Raw genomic sequence first — 16,110 nt, 5'->3', positions numbered from 1 at the left:
AGGACAACACCATGAAAAACCTGATTGATGGCTTCCTGAAGTTCCAGAACGAAGCGTTTCCGCAACGCACCGAACTGTTCAAACACCTGGCGACCACGCAACAGCCCGGCACCTTGTTCATCACCTGTTCCGACAGCCGAGTAGTGCCAGAATTATTGACCCAACAAGAACCCGGCGAACTGTTCGTGATCCGCAACGCCGGCAATATCGTGCCGTCCTACAGCCCGCATCCGGGCGGGGTTTCGGCGACGGTGGAGTACGCGGTGGCGGTGCTCGGGGTGACCGACATTGTGATCTGCGGGCATTCGGACTGCGGCGCGATGACCGCGATCGCGAAGTGCAAATGCATGGATCACTTACCTGCGGTCAGCGGCTGGCTGCAGCATGCCGAGTCGGCGAAAGTGGTTAACGAAGCGCGGCCACATGCCAATGACGCGGCGAAGTTGAGCTCGATGGTGCGCGAAAACGTGATCGCGCAACTGGCGAACATTCAGACCCACCCGAGCGTGCGTCTGGCGCAGGAGAAAGGCCTGCTGAACCTGCACGGCTGGGTGTATGACATCGAGACCGGCTCGATCGATGCGCTGTCCTCGGACCGCCGCACGTTTGTGCCACTGGCCGAGCAACCGGCGACTTGCGCGATTCATGCACAAACCACCCACGCGGCCTGAGCAACTGATCGTTCCCACGCTCTGCGTGGGAACGATCATTGTCCGCCAGATCAGCGTTTTACTGTGAGATCGATCTGGGTCATGCGGCTGCGCACAGTGAACACGCCGTCACCGGAAAGAATCGCACTGCGCGCAAACAAGCGCCCGCTCTCCCAGTTCGAAAGCCCCAGCTCCGGCTTGTTCAGCGCGTACTGGCCGTCGACCCAACGGGTAATGCCATTGCCCACGAACGGCGCATTCACCGCGTTGTAGAAACGCTCTTGTACGGCTGCATCCTCACTGATCAAAGACACAGTGAACTGCGGGCTGTAGCGGTTGAACAGCGCAATCGCCTGATCCAGATCGTCAACGATCATCAGGCTGACTTCCGGGGTTTCTTCCCATTCCCACTCGCGGCCCAGCGCCGACTCCGCCAAAGGTTCAGCCAACGCTTCGGTCTGAAAACCCTCGGCGCGATAGACCTCGACCGTCGCGTTCTGCCACTCACTCGGCAAGCATCCTTCACTGCCTTCAACGATGTGCAATTTGCAGCCCTGGCCACGCGCAGTACCGGCCTGTTGCAGCGCATCAAGAAACAGCGGCACCAGTTCCGCCGCGCGATCACGCTGGATCAGGCAGACGTTGAGGGTGTTGCACACTTTGCGGTCCAGCGAGTTGCGCACCACGGCGGCAAAACGTGTGGCATCGGCAGCACGATCGGCGATCAACCACGCGCCACCCGTGCCATGCAGGCTGACCGCGGTGCCAGCCTGCTGGGCAATGCTGCCCAACTGACTGACCGCACGACCCGAGCCGCGCGCCACCGCCAGCGACAAACGGCGGTCAGCGAACATCGCCCAACCGGCGGCGTGATTGACACTTTCCACCAACGACACCGCGCCGGCCGGCAAACCGGCATCGGCCAGCGCCGGGTTCAAGGCGTGAGTGACAATGGCTTGCGCGGTGCCCAAGGCATCGCTGCCGATACGCAGCACAGCGGTGTTGCCGGTGCGCAAGACACCGGCCGCATCGGCGAACACGTTCGGCCGACCTTCAAAGACAAACGCGACAATGCCCAGCGGCGAGACCACTTGTTCGACCTTCCAGCCGTCGTGCTCGACACTGCTGATGACTTTACCGCGCGTGGCGGCGGCATCTCGCCAGGCACGCAGGCCGGCAATCATGTCGCCGCGCATGCGCTCGTCGGCGAGCAGCCGGGTGGTGGAGCGGCCGCGCGCCTTGGCGCGTTCGATGTCGGCAAGGTTGGCGGTTTCGATGTGCGCCCAGCACGCCGGGTTTTCCAGACGTTGCGCGAACAGGTCAAAAAACGTGCTGATCGCTTCATCGGATACAGCCGACAGCGCAGTGAATGCGGCGGCTGCGCGCTCGATCGCTACCGACGCCGCTTGCTGATCCGCCACGGGGATCAACAGCAGCTCGCCACTGACCTGCTCCACCAGCAGGTGATCACCGGGCTGAAAGCGCGCGGCCAGTTCGGGGCTGACCACGGTGACGCGGTTACCAGCGAAAGGGATCGGCGTGCCAGCGACTAGACGTTCGAGCGCAAGAGACATGAAGCGGATTCACCATGCAGGGAGCGGCCGGAAAATGTATAGGAACACCCTCTCCCCAGGCAACACAAAACCCCTTGTAGGAGTGAGCCTGCTCGCGATAACGGTGGATCAGATATACACATGTTGACTGACACTAAGCTATCGCGAGCAGGCTCACTCCTACAGGGATTGGGTTTCAGATCAAAATACTGACCAGCCAATCCGCGAACTGAGCATCTCCAGCGCCGCCATCCCCGCCAGCGAGTTCCCCGCCGCATTCAATTCCGGCGACCACACGCACACCGTGAACTGCCCTGGCACCACCGCGACAATCCCGCCACCAACGCCGCTCTTGCCCGGCAAGCCAACGCGGTAAGCGAAGTTACCCGCTTCGTCATACAGCCCGCTGGTGGCCATGATCGAGTTGACCTGCTGGGTTTGCCGACGCGTGAGGATCTGTTCGCCGCTGTGTTTGCAAAAACCGTCGTTGGCCAGAAAGCAGAACGCCCGCGCCAGATCAATGCAGTTCATGCGCAACGCGCAGTGGCTGAAATAGCTGCGCAGCACCGCTTCGACATCGTTGTGAAAATTGCCGAACGACTGCATCAGATACGCCATCGCCGCATTGCGCGCACGGTGTTGATATTCAGAATCGGCGACTTTGCCGTCGATCATGATCTGCGGATTGCCTGACAGGCGCCGGACGAAATCGCGCATCGACAGGGTCGGTGCGGCAAAGCGTGACTGGTTGATATCGCAGATCACCAGCGCACCGGCATTGATGAATGGGTTGCGTGGCCGACCGCGCTCGAATTCCAGCTGCACCAGCGAGTTGAACGGCTGCCCGGACGGCTCGTGACCAAGGCGCTCCCAGATCGCTTCGCCGGAATGATCGATCGCCTGCACCAGGCTGAACACCTTGGAAATACTCTGCACCGAGAACGGTGTCTCGGCGTCCCCGGCGCAATACATCTCGCCGTCGTTGCCGTACACGGCGATGCCCAGTTGATTGGCCGGCACAGTGCCGAGGGCGGGAATGTAGTCAGCCACCTTGCCTTGCCCGATCAGCGGGCGGACAGCGTCAAGAATCTCGTTCAACAGCGCTTGCATGCCGGGTTCCGAAGTCTCGCCCCATGGGATTGCGGGGACACTGGGGCTAGACGCTGCGCCCGCCCGTCGAATCACACCGACCGCCATCGCACTGAATGTTCTAGGCTCAACCGCACATTCAGAAACCGGAGAGCTCCCATGCATCTCGAAGGCTCCTGCCATTGCGGCGAGGTCACATTCAGCCTCACCAGCGCCCACCCCTACCCTTATCAACGCTGCTACTGCTCGATCTGCCGCAAGACCCAGGGCGGTGGCGGTTATGCGATAAACCTCGGCGGCGACGCGACCAGTCTCAAAGTGCGCGGGCGCAAACACATCAGCGTTTACCACGCGAAGATGAAAGACGAAGGCGACAAGCGCGCCCATCGCAGCACGGCCGAACGCCATTTCTGCTCACTGTGTGGCAGCGGTTTGTGGCTGTTCAGCCCTGAATGGCCGGAGCTGATCCACCCGTTCGCCTCGGCCATCGACACGCCTTTGCCGGTGCCGCCGGAGCACACACATCTGATGCTCGGTTCGAAAGCACCCTGGGTCGAAGTCGAGGCCAAAACCAAAGACCAACAGTTCGACGTCTACCCCGAAGAATCCATTGCCCAGTGGCATGAACGTCTCGGCTTGACCCGCTGAACCGTGCCCCCTGTAGGAGCGAGCCTGCTCGCGATAGCGGTGGATCAGACACACCCATGCTGACTGACCCGACGCTTTCGCGAGCAGGCTCGCTCCCACAGAAGAACGCATTCCATTTGTGGGAGCGAGCCTGCTCGCGAAGGGGCCGGCGCAGGCAACAGCATTCAATCCAGATGCGCCCAGGTCATCCGGAACGACGCCCCACCCCAAGCCGAATCGCCCACTTCAACCTGCCCGCCATGGGACTGCGACACTCGGCGCACCAACGCCAAACCCAAGCCAAACCCACCCGTACGCCGATCCCGGCTGGCATCCAGCCGCGAAAACGGTTCGAAGATCTTCTCCCGCCCATGCACCGGTACGCCCGGCCCATCATCGTTGACCCGCACTTCGTAATAATCGCCGGTGCGCACCAGCGTCACCTCAACTCGCTGCTCGGCGTAACGAATCGCGTTGCGCAGCAGATTGATCACCGCCCGCGCCATGAATCGCGGCTCGATACGCACGGTGTCGAGCCGGCAATCACCGATCAGCAATTGCACTCCCGCCGCTTCGGCCTCCAGCGCCACGCTGCCAACCACACTGTCGAGCCAATTGGCAGCCTGAATGTTTTCGCGTTTGATTACCGTCGCACCGCGCTCGAGGCTGGCGTAGGTCAGCAGTTCCGAGACCATTTCCTCGAGTTCGCCGAGGTCGGCGTACATGTCGGCAATCAGCTCGCGGTTCTGACTGGCGTCCGGTTGCTGTTTGAGCTGGTCGAGTTCAAACGACAGCCGCGCAATCGGTGTGCGCAGTTCGTGGGAGACGGCGTTGGTCAGCTCACGCTGGTTGGCGATCAGGCCTTCGATGCGTGCGGCCATCAGGTTGAAGTGCTCGGCCAGATCGCGGATGTTCGAGCGCTTCGACAACTGGATGCGCACCGACAGATCGTTGTCGCCGAAACGCTCGGCGGCCAGACGCAGTTTCTCCAGATCGCGCCAGTGCGGACGCACCCAGAAAAACAGGACGATGCCGATCATCACGGCAATCATCAGGTAGGCGCCGGCGATGTAGAACGGCATCAGACTCGGCTCGGCCGGCAAGCGAATACTGAGTAATTGCGGCCCCTCATCAATCGCCGAAATGTACTGGGTGTACTTGTCGCGGATCACCAGCAACCCTTTGGCCAGTTCGGCCTTTTCCTCGTCACTCAGGGCGAGTTCAGAAGTGTCGACCAGCGTCAGCCCCAAGCCGTAATGCGGGCGGATCGTTTCTAGCTGCTTTTCCCGGGCCGGGCCGTCGAGGTCACACAACTGCTGGCCCAATGTCCATGCCTGCCCGCGCACGGCCTCACGGTTGTAGTCCTGCATCTGGTAATCGAGCAAGGCATCAAAGGTACGTTCGACCGTCTGCAACGCCAGCACCAGACCAATTGTCATGACCAGAAACAGCCCGAGAAATAACCGCAGCATCTACAGCTCCCACGCGAACGGATTGAACAGATAACCCTTGCCCCACACGGTCTTGATGCACATCGGCTCACGGGGGTTGTCTTTGAGTTTGTTGCGCAACTTGCTGATGTAAACGTCGACGCTGCGATTGAGCCCGTCGAAGGCGATCCCGCGCATGCGATTGAGGATGTCATCACGCGACAGCACCTTGCCGGCCGCGCTGGCCAGCAACCACAGCAGCTCGAATTCCATGGTGGTCATTTCGATGACCTCGCCCGCCAGCCGCACTTCCCGACAACTGCGGTCGACGCTCAACTGGCCGAACTCCAGAAAACTGACGACATTGCTATCCGGCACCTGGCGCCGTTGCAGCGCCCGCAGCCGGGCCAGCAACACCGGCGGCTTGATCGGTTTGATCACATAGTCATCGGCGCCGGATTCCAGCCCGAGAATGTGGTCGAGATCGTCCTCCTTGGCAGTCAGAATCACGATCGGCGTGTCCGATACACTGCGAATCTCGCGGCACACGTGCAAACCGCTCTGCCCCGGCAACATCAGGTCGAGCACCACGACTTTCGGCTTGAATTCCAGAAAGGCAGCCACGGCCAGGTCGCCGCGCAGCACGGTGCGCACCTCGTAGCCGTGTTGTTCGAGAAAGTGCGCGATCAGCGCCGCCAGACGCTCATCGTCTTCCACCAACAGAACTTTGCCAAAACCCAGGTTATCCATAACGACCGTCTGCCACCCAAGTGTGAAGTGGTCGGCATTATGGCGGCAATCGCGCTGAAGGCGTTTGCTTCAGGCAGCAAAAACCGGCCGCTGGGGCCGGTTTTCGGTGATGTTTCATACTCTTAAGAGTTTTTAACATTCAAACGCAAAAGATCGCAGCCTTCGGCAGCTCCTACAGGGAAACGCATTTCCAAGTGTAGGAGCTGCCGAAGGCTGCGATCTTTTGATCTTTAAGTGTTGGCAGGCACACCGCTGTGGAAGCGAAACTCTTCATCCGGCGATTCGATCAGTTCCTGCTCGGCGGCGCGGACCTTGTCGATGACCTGGGCAATATCTTTCGCATCACCGTACTGATAGGCCAGCTTCAAATACCCCTGAAAATGCCGCGCCTCGCTTTTCAGCAGGCCAAAGTAGAACTTGCCGAGTTCTTCGTCCAGATGCGGCACCAGCGCTTCGAACCGCTCGCAACTGCGCGCTTCGATAAACGCGCCGACCACCAGCGTATCCACCAGTTTCACCGGCTCGTGGCTGCGCACGACCTTGCGCAAGCCCGAGGCATAACGACCGGCGTGGAGCTGGCGCAGTTCGATCTTGCGCCGTTTCATGATGCGCATGACCTGCTCGTGGTGCACCAGTTCTTCCCGGGCCAGACGCGACATCATGTTGATCAGGTCGACGTGGGAATGGTACTTGGCAATCAGGCTCAGGGCGGTGCTGGCAGCCTTGAACTCGCAGTTCTTGTGGTCGATCAGCAGGGTTTCCTGATCGGCCAGTGCCGCCTGAACCCAGGCGTCGGGGGTGCGGCAGCCAAGGAATTCGTGGATTTCGGGAAGGATCATGGGGCTCACGGTAAAAGGTGTTCGAGCGAAGGGCGCCGATTATACCGGCCTGCCCGCAGACCACCAGCGGCTGGCGTTGATATGCATCAAGTCGCGCATGATCGAGCAGCAACTATAGTTGTGCAACGCCGTGCCTTTTCTTTGCTGGAGACTCCGCTCATGCAAGCCATTCGCAGCATTCTGGTGGTCATCGAACCCGAACATTCGGAAAGCCTGGCGCTCAAGCGCGCCAAGTTGATCGCGGGCGTGACCCAGGCCCATCTGCACCTGCTGGTGTGCGACAAGAAGCACGATCACGCCGGTATGCTCGGCGTGCTCAAAGCCGCACTGCTGGCCGACGGCTACAGCGTGACCACCGAGCAGGCGTGGAACGAGAGCCTGCACGAAACCATCATCGATGTGCAGCAGGCCGAAGGTTGCGGGTTGGTGATCAAACAGCATTTCCCTGACAGTTCGTTGAAAAAAGCCCTGCTGACCCCGGCGGACTGGAAGCTATTGCGCCACTGCCCTACCCCGGTGTTGCTGGTGAAAACCGCCGGTTCGTGGAAGGACAAGGTGATTCTGGCGGCGGTGGACGTGGGCAATGCCGATGGTGAGCACCGGCATCTGCACACAACGATCATTGATCATGGCTACGACATTGCCAGTCTGGCCAAAGCGCATTTGCATGTGATCGCCGCGCATCCATCGCCGATGCTGTCAGCAGCGGACCCGACGCTGCAACTGAGTGAAACCATCGAGGCGCGTTATCGCGAGCAATGCCGGGCGTTTCAGGCGGAATTCGATGTCGATGACGAGCACCTGCACATCGAGGAAGGCCCGGCGGATGTGTTGATCCCGTTCATGGCGCACAAGCTGCAGGCAGCGGTGACCGTGATTGGCACGGTGGCGCGTACCGGGTTGTCAGGGGCGTTGATCGGGAATACGGCGGAAGTTGTGCTGGATGCACTGGAGAGCGATGTGCTGGTGCTCAAACCGCAGGAGGTTGAGGATCATCTGGTGGAGTTGGCGGTGAAACACTGAACAGCCACATTTGAAATGCGATCCCTGTAGGAGTGAGCCTGCTCGCGATGGCGGTGTATTGGCCGAAGACTATGTTGAATGTACCGGCCCCATCGCGAGCAGGCTCACTCCTACAGGGGTACGCATTCCAAATGTGGGGCGAGCCTGCTCGCGAAGCTTCTAGGCGCCGAAAGCGTCTTTCAAAAAGCCCGGGGCGATGTAGCGCTGATAATGCGCTTCCGACAGCAGGAAGAATTCCCGATCAATGGCATCGCGCAGTTCCGGCAGGTTCCAGTCGCGAAACTCCGGCAGCAACACCATTCCGTAGGCTTCCAGATTAATGATCACCCGCGCACCGCGAGCAATCAGCTGATACGCCCAGCAATATTCCGACTGATGCGGCACGAAGCGGATCTTGCGCTGCTCCAGTTGCTCGCGCAGGCGCGCCGAATCGAAAATCTCGACCTTGCCTGCCATCACTTGTGACAGCAATTGCTCCAGACGCAACCACACCGCGCGCTTTTCCTCCTCGTTGTACCCATTCCAGTGGATCACTTCGTGGTGGAAACGCTTGCAGCCACGGCACACCAGATCACCGTAAACAGTGGAGCAGAGGCCGACGCAGGGGGTCTTGATGGTCTGATTGGGCATAAGATAGGCAAAACACTGAAACGCGGAACAGGTCGGCATGTTAGCCCTTTGTCGGGCATTGATCACCCCTCAAACATCAGGGTCTCAGTCGCACCGCGCGTTTGACCCAGACACGCGCATTGCCACGAAAGTCCAATAGTGCCCGACTTACCTTTAAATTTTTTTTGCCGTAGAATCAGCCAGCCTTTTAAGGCGCCAATGTCCGTTAGAAGCTGTTTTCAAAGCGTCACGAGCACAGTCGTTCCTTCAGAGCGGTGTTGGCGAGGGATTTTTCCAGCGGGGAAAAATCCAGCGCCAACCCTCATCAGTTCCCCGTTCTGCAGGCGTAAAACTTTGAAAGCAGCTTCTGTAAGGAATTGCCGGTAATTCTGGCCGAACGACCCACAACGTCGTGAGGAGCATGAGTACGGCAATTTCGGGATGAGCGTCCCGGACACCCATTTGGGACCACTGATGAGGGTAATAACTGTGCTTGAAGCCTACCGCAAACATATCGAAGAGCGTGCAGCCCTGGGTATCGTTCCCCAGCCGCTTAACGCCGAACAAACAGCAGGCCTGGTCGAGCTGCTGAAAAACCCTCCGGCTGGCGAAGAAGAATTCCTCGTTGACCTGATCACCAATCGCATTCCACCAGGCGTGGACGAAGCGGCTTACGTTAAAGCCGGTTTCCTGTCTGCACTGGCCAAGGGCGAAGTTTCCTCCCCTCTGCTGGACAAAAAGCGCGCTGTAGAACTGCTCGGCACCATGCAGGGCGGCTACAACATCGTCACTCTGGTTGACCTGCTCGACGACGCCGAACTGGCGCCAGTCGCCGCCGCGCAACTCAAGCACACCCTGCTGATGTTCGATGCGTTCCACGACGTCGCGGAAAAAGCCAAGAACGGCAATGCTCACGCTAAAGCCGTGCTGCAATCCTGGGCTGACGGCGAGTGGTTCAAGAACCGCCCAACGCTGGAAGACAAGATCAGCCTGCGCGTATTCAAGGTCACCGGCGAAACCAACACCGACGACCTGTCCCCTGCTCCAGATGCCTGGTCGCGTCCAGACATCCCGCTGCACGCCCTGGCCATGCTGAAAATGGCCCGTGACGGCATCGTTCCTGATCAGCAGGGCGCCATCGGCCCGATGAAGCAGATCGAAGAAATGCGCGGTCAAGGCTTCCCGATCGCCTACGTCGGTGACGTGGTCGGTACCGGTTCCTCGCGTAAATCGGCCACCAACTCGGTGCTGTGGTTCTTCGGCGACGACGTTCCTTACGTGCCGAACAAGCGTGCTGGCGGTTTCTGCTTCGGCAGCAAAATCGCTCCGATCTTCTACAACACCATGGAAGATGCCGGCGCACTGCCAATCGAGTTCGACGTTTCCAACATGAACATGGGCGACGTGATCGACCTGTACCCGCATGCTGGCAAAGTCTGCAAACACGGCACCGACGAAGTCCTGACCACCTTCGAAATGAAGACGCCGGTGCTGTTGGACGAAGTCCGTGCCGGCGGCCGTATCCCGCTGATCATCGGCCGTGGCCTGACCGAGAAGGCTCGCGCCGAACTGGGTCTGCCACCGTTCGACCTGTTCAAGAAGCCTGATGCACCGATCGAAAGCACCAAGGGTTACACCCTGGCGCAGAAAATGGTCGGCAAGGCTTGCGGTCTGGCAGAAGGCAAAGGCATCCGTCCTGGCACCTACTGCGAACCGAAGATGACCACCGTAGGTTCTCAGGACACCACCGGTCCAATGACCCGTGACGAACTGAAAGACCTGGCGTGCCTGGGCTTCTCCGCTGATCTGGTGATGCAGTCGTTCTGCCACACCGCGGCGTATCCAAAGCCGATCGACGTGACCACCCACCATACCCTGCCTGACTTCATCATGACCCGCGGCGGCGTTTCCCTGCGTCCGGGCGACGGCATCATCCACTCGTGGCTGAACCGCATGCTGCTGCCAGACACCGTCGGTACCGGTGGTGACTCGCACACCCGTTTCCCGATGGGCATTTCGTTCCCGGCCGGTTCCGGTCTGGTTGCGTTTGCCGCTGCCACCGGCGTTATGCCGCTGGACATGCCGGAATCGATTCTGGTGCGTTTCAAAGGCAAAATGAAGCCTGGCATCACCCTGCGTGACCTGGTTCATGCCATTCCTTACTTCGCCATCCAGAACGGTCTGCTGACCGTCGAGAAGAAAGGCAAGAAAAACGCCTTCTCCGGCCGCATCCTGGAAATCGAAGGTCTGGAAGGTCTGACCCTGGAGCAGGCGTTCGAACTGTCCGACGCCTCGGCCGAACGTTCGGCTGCCGGTTGCACCATCAAGCTGTCGAAAGAGTCGATCACCGAGTACCTGAACTCCAACATCACCCTGCTGCGCTGGATGATCGGTGAAGGCTACGGCGATGCACGTACTCTGGAACGTCGCGCTCAAGCGATGGAAGCCTGGGTTGCCAACCCGGAACTGATGGAAGCCGATGCCGACGCCGAATACGCCGAAGTCATCGAAATCGATCTGGCCGACATCAACGAGCCGGTACTGTGCGCGCCGAACGATCCGGACGACGCCCGTCTGCTGTCCAGCGTTGCTGGCGAGAAGATCGACGAAGTGTTCATCGGTTCGTGCATGACCAACATCGGTCACTTCCGCGCTGCCGGTAAGCTGCTGGATCAGGTCAAGGGTCAGCTGCCAACCCGTCTGTGGCTGTCGCCGCCGACCAAGATGGACGCTCACCAACTGACCGAAGAAGGCTACTACGGCATCTACGGCAAGGCTGGCGCACGCATGGAAATGCCAGGCTGCTCGCTGTGCATGGGTAACCAGGCACGTGTAGAGCCGAACAGCACCGTGGTGTCGACGTCGACCCGTAACTTCCCGAACCGTCTGGGCGACGGCGCGAACGTCTACCTGGCTTCGGCCGAGCTGGCGTCCGTGGCTTCGATCCTGGGTCGCCTGCCGACCGTCGAGGAGTACATGGAATACGCTGGCAAGATCGACAGCATGGCGGCCGATATCTACCGCTATCTGTCCTTCGACCAGATCGCCGAGTTCCGTGAAGCTGCTGCGAACGCCAACATCCCGGTCGTTCAAGCCTAACGTTGCAACGCAATGAAAAACGCCGCCCATCGTGAGATGAGCGGCGTTTTTTTATGCCTTGGGGTCTGGTTTGAGGGCTTTCTGCACGGCGCCATCGACGCTCAAACCGCTGAGGATCACACCGCTGGCCTGCACTTCAGGCAATGCGTCCAACACCGTCAGCGCTTCATGCTTGAGCCGCGCCAGAATCAATCGCTTGCCTTCCTGATGCACCCGCAGGAAAAACTCCTGCATCGCCTCAATACTGGTGCCATCCAGGTCAGGCGTCTCCTCAAGACTCAGAATCACCGTGTGCACCGGCACCTCTGCATGGCGGATCAGCCGTAACGCCGCCCCCAGAATTCGTTCAACGTTGGCAAAAAACAACGCTTCACTCGGTCGAATGATCAGTACGCCGGGTTCCGTTTGCGCAATGGGATGACGCTGCACATCGACAAAATCGTGCCCGCCATCAATCCGTCCCAACACTTGAATGTCCGCTGCCGACATCTGCTTGAGCATCAACAGCACACTGATCGCCACCGAGACCAGCAAGCCGTCCAGCACGCCCAACATCAAAACGGCCGAGACCGCACAGATAACCAGCACACGATCCCGGCGCCAGATGAAGTAGCGGCCCAGCGGCTGCAAACTCAAACCGCGACCCAACGCATGCATGACAATCGCGGCAAGAACCGGCTCCGGCGTCAGGGCAATCCACGGCAACACCGTCAACACGATGATCAACACCACCAACGCGGCTACCCCGCCGGCCCAGCGAGACGTCGCCCCTGCGGCTTCATTTGCCGAGGTCGCCGAGTACCCAGCCCCTGCCGGCATGCCATGAAACAACCCGGAGAGCAGGTTCGACGCTCCCAGCGCCAACAGATCACGGTTTGAGGTGACGCGGTCGCCATGCTTGAGCGCATAGGAACTGATCGATCCGTAAGACTCCGCATACAGAATCATCACCAACGCAAACCCCACCTCCCCCAGTCGTAGCCAGTCGGCGAACGGCAGCGCCGGCAGGTTGGGGACGTCCAGGCTGAGGTCGATAATGCCGATCATCTTCACACCATGCGCTGGCAGGTTCAGCCATTGCCCGGCGGCGATGCCGATCATTACCACCAGCAAGCCACCGGGTAGACGAGGGAATCGTGAAAACAGCCCGAGCAATACCAGCGCAACGGCAGCGACACCTGCGGCCGGCCAGTTCCATTGCGGCAGTTGCTCAAGCAGTTGCGGGGCGAAGCGCACCAGATTGGCGTCGGTCAGATGCACGCCGACCACACTGGCGACCTGCTTGAGAATGATCGTCAGCGCCAGACCGAAGGCGAATCCACGCAAAACCGGTTTGGCGATGAAGGACGTGACACTGCCCAGACGAAAGGCCCCGGCCAGCAAAAACAACACGCCCGTGACCAAGACCAGGCCAACCGCCAACGTTGAGCGCAACTGCGGGTCTCCATTGGCCAGGGTCGCCGTTGCCGCAGCCAACACGGCGGCCGAAGAGGAAGTGGCCGAGACAATCGCAAAACGACTGGTGCCGAACACCCCGTAACACAACAGCCCGGCAAACAGGGCGATAACCCCGGCCTGTGGCGCCAGAGCGGCGATGGTCGAATACGCCACCGCTTCGGGCAGCAAGAGGCCGGCTATCGATAGGCCGGCCAGCACATCCTGCCAGCGATTGGGTGGTTCAGGTTGCGGGGCGCTCGACAATCCACTGTCTCCAGACGAAAAAAAGCCGCTGCATACACCGTATGCAGCGGCCACTGTAGCTGAGTATCTGGAGTTGTGGCTTACGCGGTCAGCGAATAAATCAGCGCCGAAATCGCCACCAGACCTACTGCGGTGACAAACACGTTAGACGCCTGACCACGATAACGCGCCATCGCCGGCACCTTACGGATGGCGTACATCGGCATCAGGAACAGAATCGCTGCGATCACCGGGCCGCCGATGGTTTCGATCATGCCCAGAATGCTTGGGTTCAGGGTCGCCACGATCCAGCACACCACCAGCATGAACGCCGCCACGATGCGATCCAGCGCCTTGGCGCCCGGACGTTTGCCGCTTTTGATGATCAGGCCTTTGAGACCTTCGCTGGCGCCGATGTAGTGACCGAGGAACGACTTGGAGATCGCCACAAACGCAATCAACGGCGCCGCGAAGGCGATGGTCGGATTGCTGAAATGGTTGGCCAGGTACGACAGGATCGACAGGTTCTGCGCCTTGGCTTCCGCCAGTTGCTCCGGCGTCAGGGTCAGCACGCAGCTGAAGACGAAGAACAGCACCATCGCCACCATCAGCAGGTGCGCGCGGGACAGGATCTGCGAGCTGCGCTCTTCAGCGTGGACGCCATAACGACGCTTCTGATCGACCGCAAACGCCGAGATGATCGGCGAATGGTTGAACGAGAACACCATCACCGGAATCGCCAGCCACAGTGTGTGCAGCAACGCCGACGGCGCTGGCACGTGCGAAGCGGTAGCAAGGATGCCGCCGTTCCAGTGCGGAATCAGGTACACCGCGAGGAACAGCAACGCGACGATAAACGGGTAAACCATCAGGCTCATCGCCTTGACGATCGCCTGCTCACCGCAGCGCACCACGGCCAGCAGACCGAGGATCAACACGAACGACAGCAGCGCGCGCGGTGGCGGTGTGATGTGCAGTTGGTGTTCGAGGAAACTGGCGACCGTGTTGGTCAGGCCAACACTGTAGATCAGCAGGATCGGGAAAATGGCGAAGAAGTACAGCAAGGTGATCAGCGCACCGGCCTTGATGCCGAAATGCTGCTCGACCACTTCCGTGATGTCGGCGCCTTCGCGACCGGAAAGTACGAAACGGGTCAGGCCACGGTGCGCGTAGAAGGTCATCGGGAACGCCAGCAGCGCGAGGACCACCAGCGGCCAGAAGCCACCCAGACCTGCGTTGATCGGCAGAAACAGGGTGCCGGCGCCGATGGCCGTCCCGAACAGTCCCAACATCCAGGTGGTGTCCTGGCGATTCCAGCTCGAAAGTTCAGCGGGTGCTGCTGCATCAAAGCGCTCTTCGACGCTATTGGCCTGATCATTCATCCGGTCGGATCTCCGCATTCCGGTCACTTGCCACTCGGTCAGGACGCGTCGGAAAAAACCGACAGACATGCTCCGGCCGAAACAGGGGCGCGATTCTCCGCGATAAATGAGCAGAAGCAAAGACTTAGCTGAGGAATGGTTGTGCGGAGCAGATCCGTTTGGTGTCGTTTTCGGGAAATTATCTGTCGTAAACAGGTATTCATGATGTCGTTAACAGGCACATGCAAGGGTATTCAGAGGGCTCGAGCCAACACCATCACGAAAGCGATCCCCACCGCACCCATCAGCATTCCAAGGCCAAACAGCAAAACCGTTTCACGCCTTTCGGCTTTGCGAAAGGGCTTCATGGCTTCTCTGAACTCAAACTCCTCTTGATACAGTCGGTCTATCCTGGCTCTGCTTTCCTCTGTGCTCATACTGCCCCCTTCCCTTTTTTTGGTGCTCTGAATCAACACGCATGCGCAACGGCAACCTGCTGCGCTCTCTTACAGCTTCAGATAAAGCCCAACGGCGGTGGCAATTGCAGTTAATGCCCCAGCCCCCACCACAAGGGGATACAAAAAAGTCTCAGGTTTCAGTTTTGCTTCCTCCGCCAAGAGCTTGCGCCTCTCCGCGCCGAGCTTTTGGGTTTCCGTTTGTAGCCTTTCGATCTCCACATTTTTGTAGTCATCAAGATGCATGAACCTTCCTTGGCTGCTGACAGTTAACGCTCGGGAAGCTTTTCCATCCTGGACCACCTCCCATTGCTGCCCCATGATTTCGCGTTAACCGTCTGCCCGATAGCAGATGGCTCTGCCAAATGCGTAAGTAAAATCCGCGAGTTTCGTAGGTAGCCTCATACAAAAACAGCAACGAGGTCATCACCCCATACTTTCAATCTGGTTGATATGTTCTAGCGTGAATGAGTCCCCTCCCACCGGAGTCTCTGCCCATGCCCCTCGTTCGCGTCGACATCAAACAAAACCCCGACCCAACTTTCGCCAAACGCATCGGTGAGCAGATCTATTCCGCCCTGCGCAGTTGTATCGATGTGCCGGAGCACGACAACTTCCAGATCCTCACCGAGCACGATGGCCAGCACTTCGTCTACGACCCGCAGTATCTGGGAATCCAGCGCAGCGACGGCGTGGTGTTCATTCAGATCACCATCAGCGAAGGGCGCTCGGTAGAGAAGAAACAGTTGCTGTTCAAAACCATCGCCGAAAGCCTGCACACCCAACTGGCGGTGCGCCTGGAAGACGTCTTCATCAATCTGGTGGAGGTGAAAAAAGAGAACTGGTCATTCGGTAACGGCGTTGCGCAATACGTCACTTGAGCGGGTGATTGACAGCCCGGCATCGGTGCCAGCATGATCGGTTCCATGAACATTCGCGCGCTGC

Annotated in this window: 15 protein-coding genes; 5 read left to right on the top strand and 10 right to left on the bottom strand. The window is 59.5% G+C overall.

The genetic code is table 11. The features are described 5' to 3' along the window. Positions 1 to 11: 11 nt before the first annotated feature. The gene (locus tag PspR84_RS11400; protein ID WP_160057324.1) at positions 12 to 671 is read left to right on the top strand and encodes a carbonic anhydrase; all 660 of its coding nucleotides are present in this window, start codon (positions 12 to 14) and stop codon (positions 669 to 671) included. 50 nt (positions 672 to 721) lie between these two features. On the opposite strand, the gene PspR84_RS11395 is transcribed toward PspR84_RS11400, so the two are convergent. Beyond that, positions 722 to 2,224, bottom strand: coding sequence for an aldehyde dehydrogenase family protein (locus tag PspR84_RS11395; RefSeq protein WP_160057323.1), 1,503 nt, complete (start codon positions 2,222 to 2,224; stop codon positions 722 to 724). 180 nt (positions 2,225 to 2,404) lie between these two features. Further along, complete coding sequence (gene glsB / locus PspR84_RS11390) at positions 2,405 to 3,313, bottom strand: glutaminase B (RefSeq protein ID WP_034152462.1); 909 nt, start codon at positions 3,311 to 3,313, stop codon at positions 2,405 to 2,407. A gap of 138 nt (positions 3,314 to 3,451) precedes the next feature. Between glsB and PspR84_RS11385 the strand changes: the two genes are divergently transcribed. Next, the gene (locus tag PspR84_RS11385; protein WP_160057322.1) at positions 3,452 to 3,940 is read left to right on the top strand and encodes a GFA family protein; all 489 of its coding nucleotides are present in this window, start codon (positions 3,452 to 3,454) and stop codon (positions 3,938 to 3,940) included. 164 nt (positions 3,941 to 4,104) lie between these two features. Here PspR84_RS11385 and PspR84_RS11380 read toward each other — a convergent pair whose 3' ends face one another. The 3 genes from PspR84_RS11380 to miaE all read right to left on the bottom strand — a co-directional run bounded on the left by PspR84_RS11380 (position 4,105) and on the right by miaE (position 6,938). Beyond that, positions 4,105 to 5,391, bottom strand: coding sequence for an ATP-binding protein (locus tag PspR84_RS11380; RefSeq protein ID WP_160057321.1), 1,287 nt, complete (start codon positions 5,389 to 5,391; stop codon positions 4,105 to 4,107). Beyond that, complete coding sequence (locus PspR84_RS11375) at positions 5,392 to 6,099, bottom strand: winged helix-turn-helix domain-containing protein (RefSeq protein ID WP_160057320.1); 708 nt, start codon at positions 6,097 to 6,099, stop codon at positions 5,392 to 5,394. Between the two features lie 230 nt (positions 6,100 to 6,329). After that, the gene (gene miaE / locus PspR84_RS11370; RefSeq protein ID WP_127926765.1) at positions 6,330 to 6,938 is read right to left on the bottom strand and encodes a tRNA isopentenyl-2-thiomethyl-A-37 hydroxylase MiaE; all 609 of its coding nucleotides are present in this window, start codon (positions 6,936 to 6,938) and stop codon (positions 6,330 to 6,332) included. Positions 6,939 to 7,097: 159 nt separating this feature from the next. On the opposite strand from miaE, the gene PspR84_RS11365 reads away from it, so the two are divergent. Further along, a complete protein-coding gene (locus tag PspR84_RS11365) occupies positions 7,098 to 7,961 on the top strand; it encodes a universal stress protein (RefSeq protein WP_160057319.1) in 864 nt (287 codons plus the stop codon). A 159-nt stretch (positions 7,962 to 8,120) separates the two neighbouring features. On the opposite strand, the gene PspR84_RS11360 is transcribed toward PspR84_RS11365, so the two are convergent. Continuing rightward, positions 8,121 to 8,591 carry a DUF1289 domain-containing protein gene (locus tag PspR84_RS11360; protein WP_038366489.1) on the bottom strand — a complete coding sequence of 157 codons (471 nt, stop codon included), beginning with the start codon at positions 8,589 to 8,591 and terminating at the stop codon, positions 8,121 to 8,123. Between the two features lie 468 nt (positions 8,592 to 9,059). Between PspR84_RS11360 and acnB the strand changes: the two genes are divergently transcribed. Then, on the top strand, positions 9,060 to 11,669 hold the full coding sequence (acnB, locus tag PspR84_RS11355; RefSeq protein WP_160060074.1) for a bifunctional aconitate hydratase 2/2-methylisocitrate dehydratase: 2,610 nt from the start codon (positions 9,060 to 9,062) through the stop codon (positions 11,667 to 11,669). A 51-nt stretch (positions 11,670 to 11,720) separates the two neighbouring features. Here acnB and PspR84_RS11350 read toward each other — a convergent pair whose 3' ends face one another. The 4 genes from PspR84_RS11350 to PspR84_RS11335 all read right to left on the bottom strand — a co-directional run bounded on the left by PspR84_RS11350 (position 11,721) and on the right by PspR84_RS11335 (position 15,411). Then, positions 11,721 to 13,370 (bottom strand): SulP family inorganic anion transporter, encoded by a 1,650-nt coding sequence (locus PspR84_RS11350; protein ID WP_160057318.1) that lies wholly within the window; start codon positions 13,368 to 13,370, stop codon positions 11,721 to 11,723. 80 nt (positions 13,371 to 13,450) lie between these two features. Continuing rightward, the gene (locus PspR84_RS11345; RefSeq protein WP_160057317.1) at positions 13,451 to 14,731 is read right to left on the bottom strand and encodes an HAAAP family serine/threonine permease; all 1,281 of its coding nucleotides are present in this window, start codon (positions 14,729 to 14,731) and stop codon (positions 13,451 to 13,453) included. 233 nt (positions 14,732 to 14,964) lie between these two features. Then, a complete protein-coding gene (locus tag PspR84_RS11340; protein ID WP_160057316.1) occupies positions 14,965 to 15,147 on the bottom strand; it encodes a hypothetical protein in 183 nt (60 codons plus the stop codon). A 69-nt stretch (positions 15,148 to 15,216) separates the two neighbouring features. Next, positions 15,217 to 15,411: a hypothetical protein gene (locus tag PspR84_RS11335; protein WP_160057315.1), complete on the bottom strand. Its 195-nt coding sequence runs from the start codon at positions 15,409 to 15,411 to the stop codon at positions 15,217 to 15,219. 251 nt (positions 15,412 to 15,662) lie between these two features. Here PspR84_RS11335 and PspR84_RS11330 point away from each other — a divergent pair, with 251 nt between their 5' ends. Further along, positions 15,663 to 16,046, top strand: a complete 384-nt coding sequence (locus PspR84_RS11330) for a tautomerase family protein (protein WP_160057314.1) — start codon at positions 15,663 to 15,665, stop codon at positions 16,044 to 16,046. Positions 16,047 to 16,110 lie beyond the last annotated feature (64 nt).

Source organism: Pseudomonas sp. R84 (assembly GCF_009834515.1).
Taxonomy (GTDB): Bacteria; Pseudomonadota; Gammaproteobacteria; order Pseudomonadales; family Pseudomonadaceae; genus Aquipseudomonas.
This window is presented reverse-complemented; position numbering and strand designations above follow the sequence as displayed.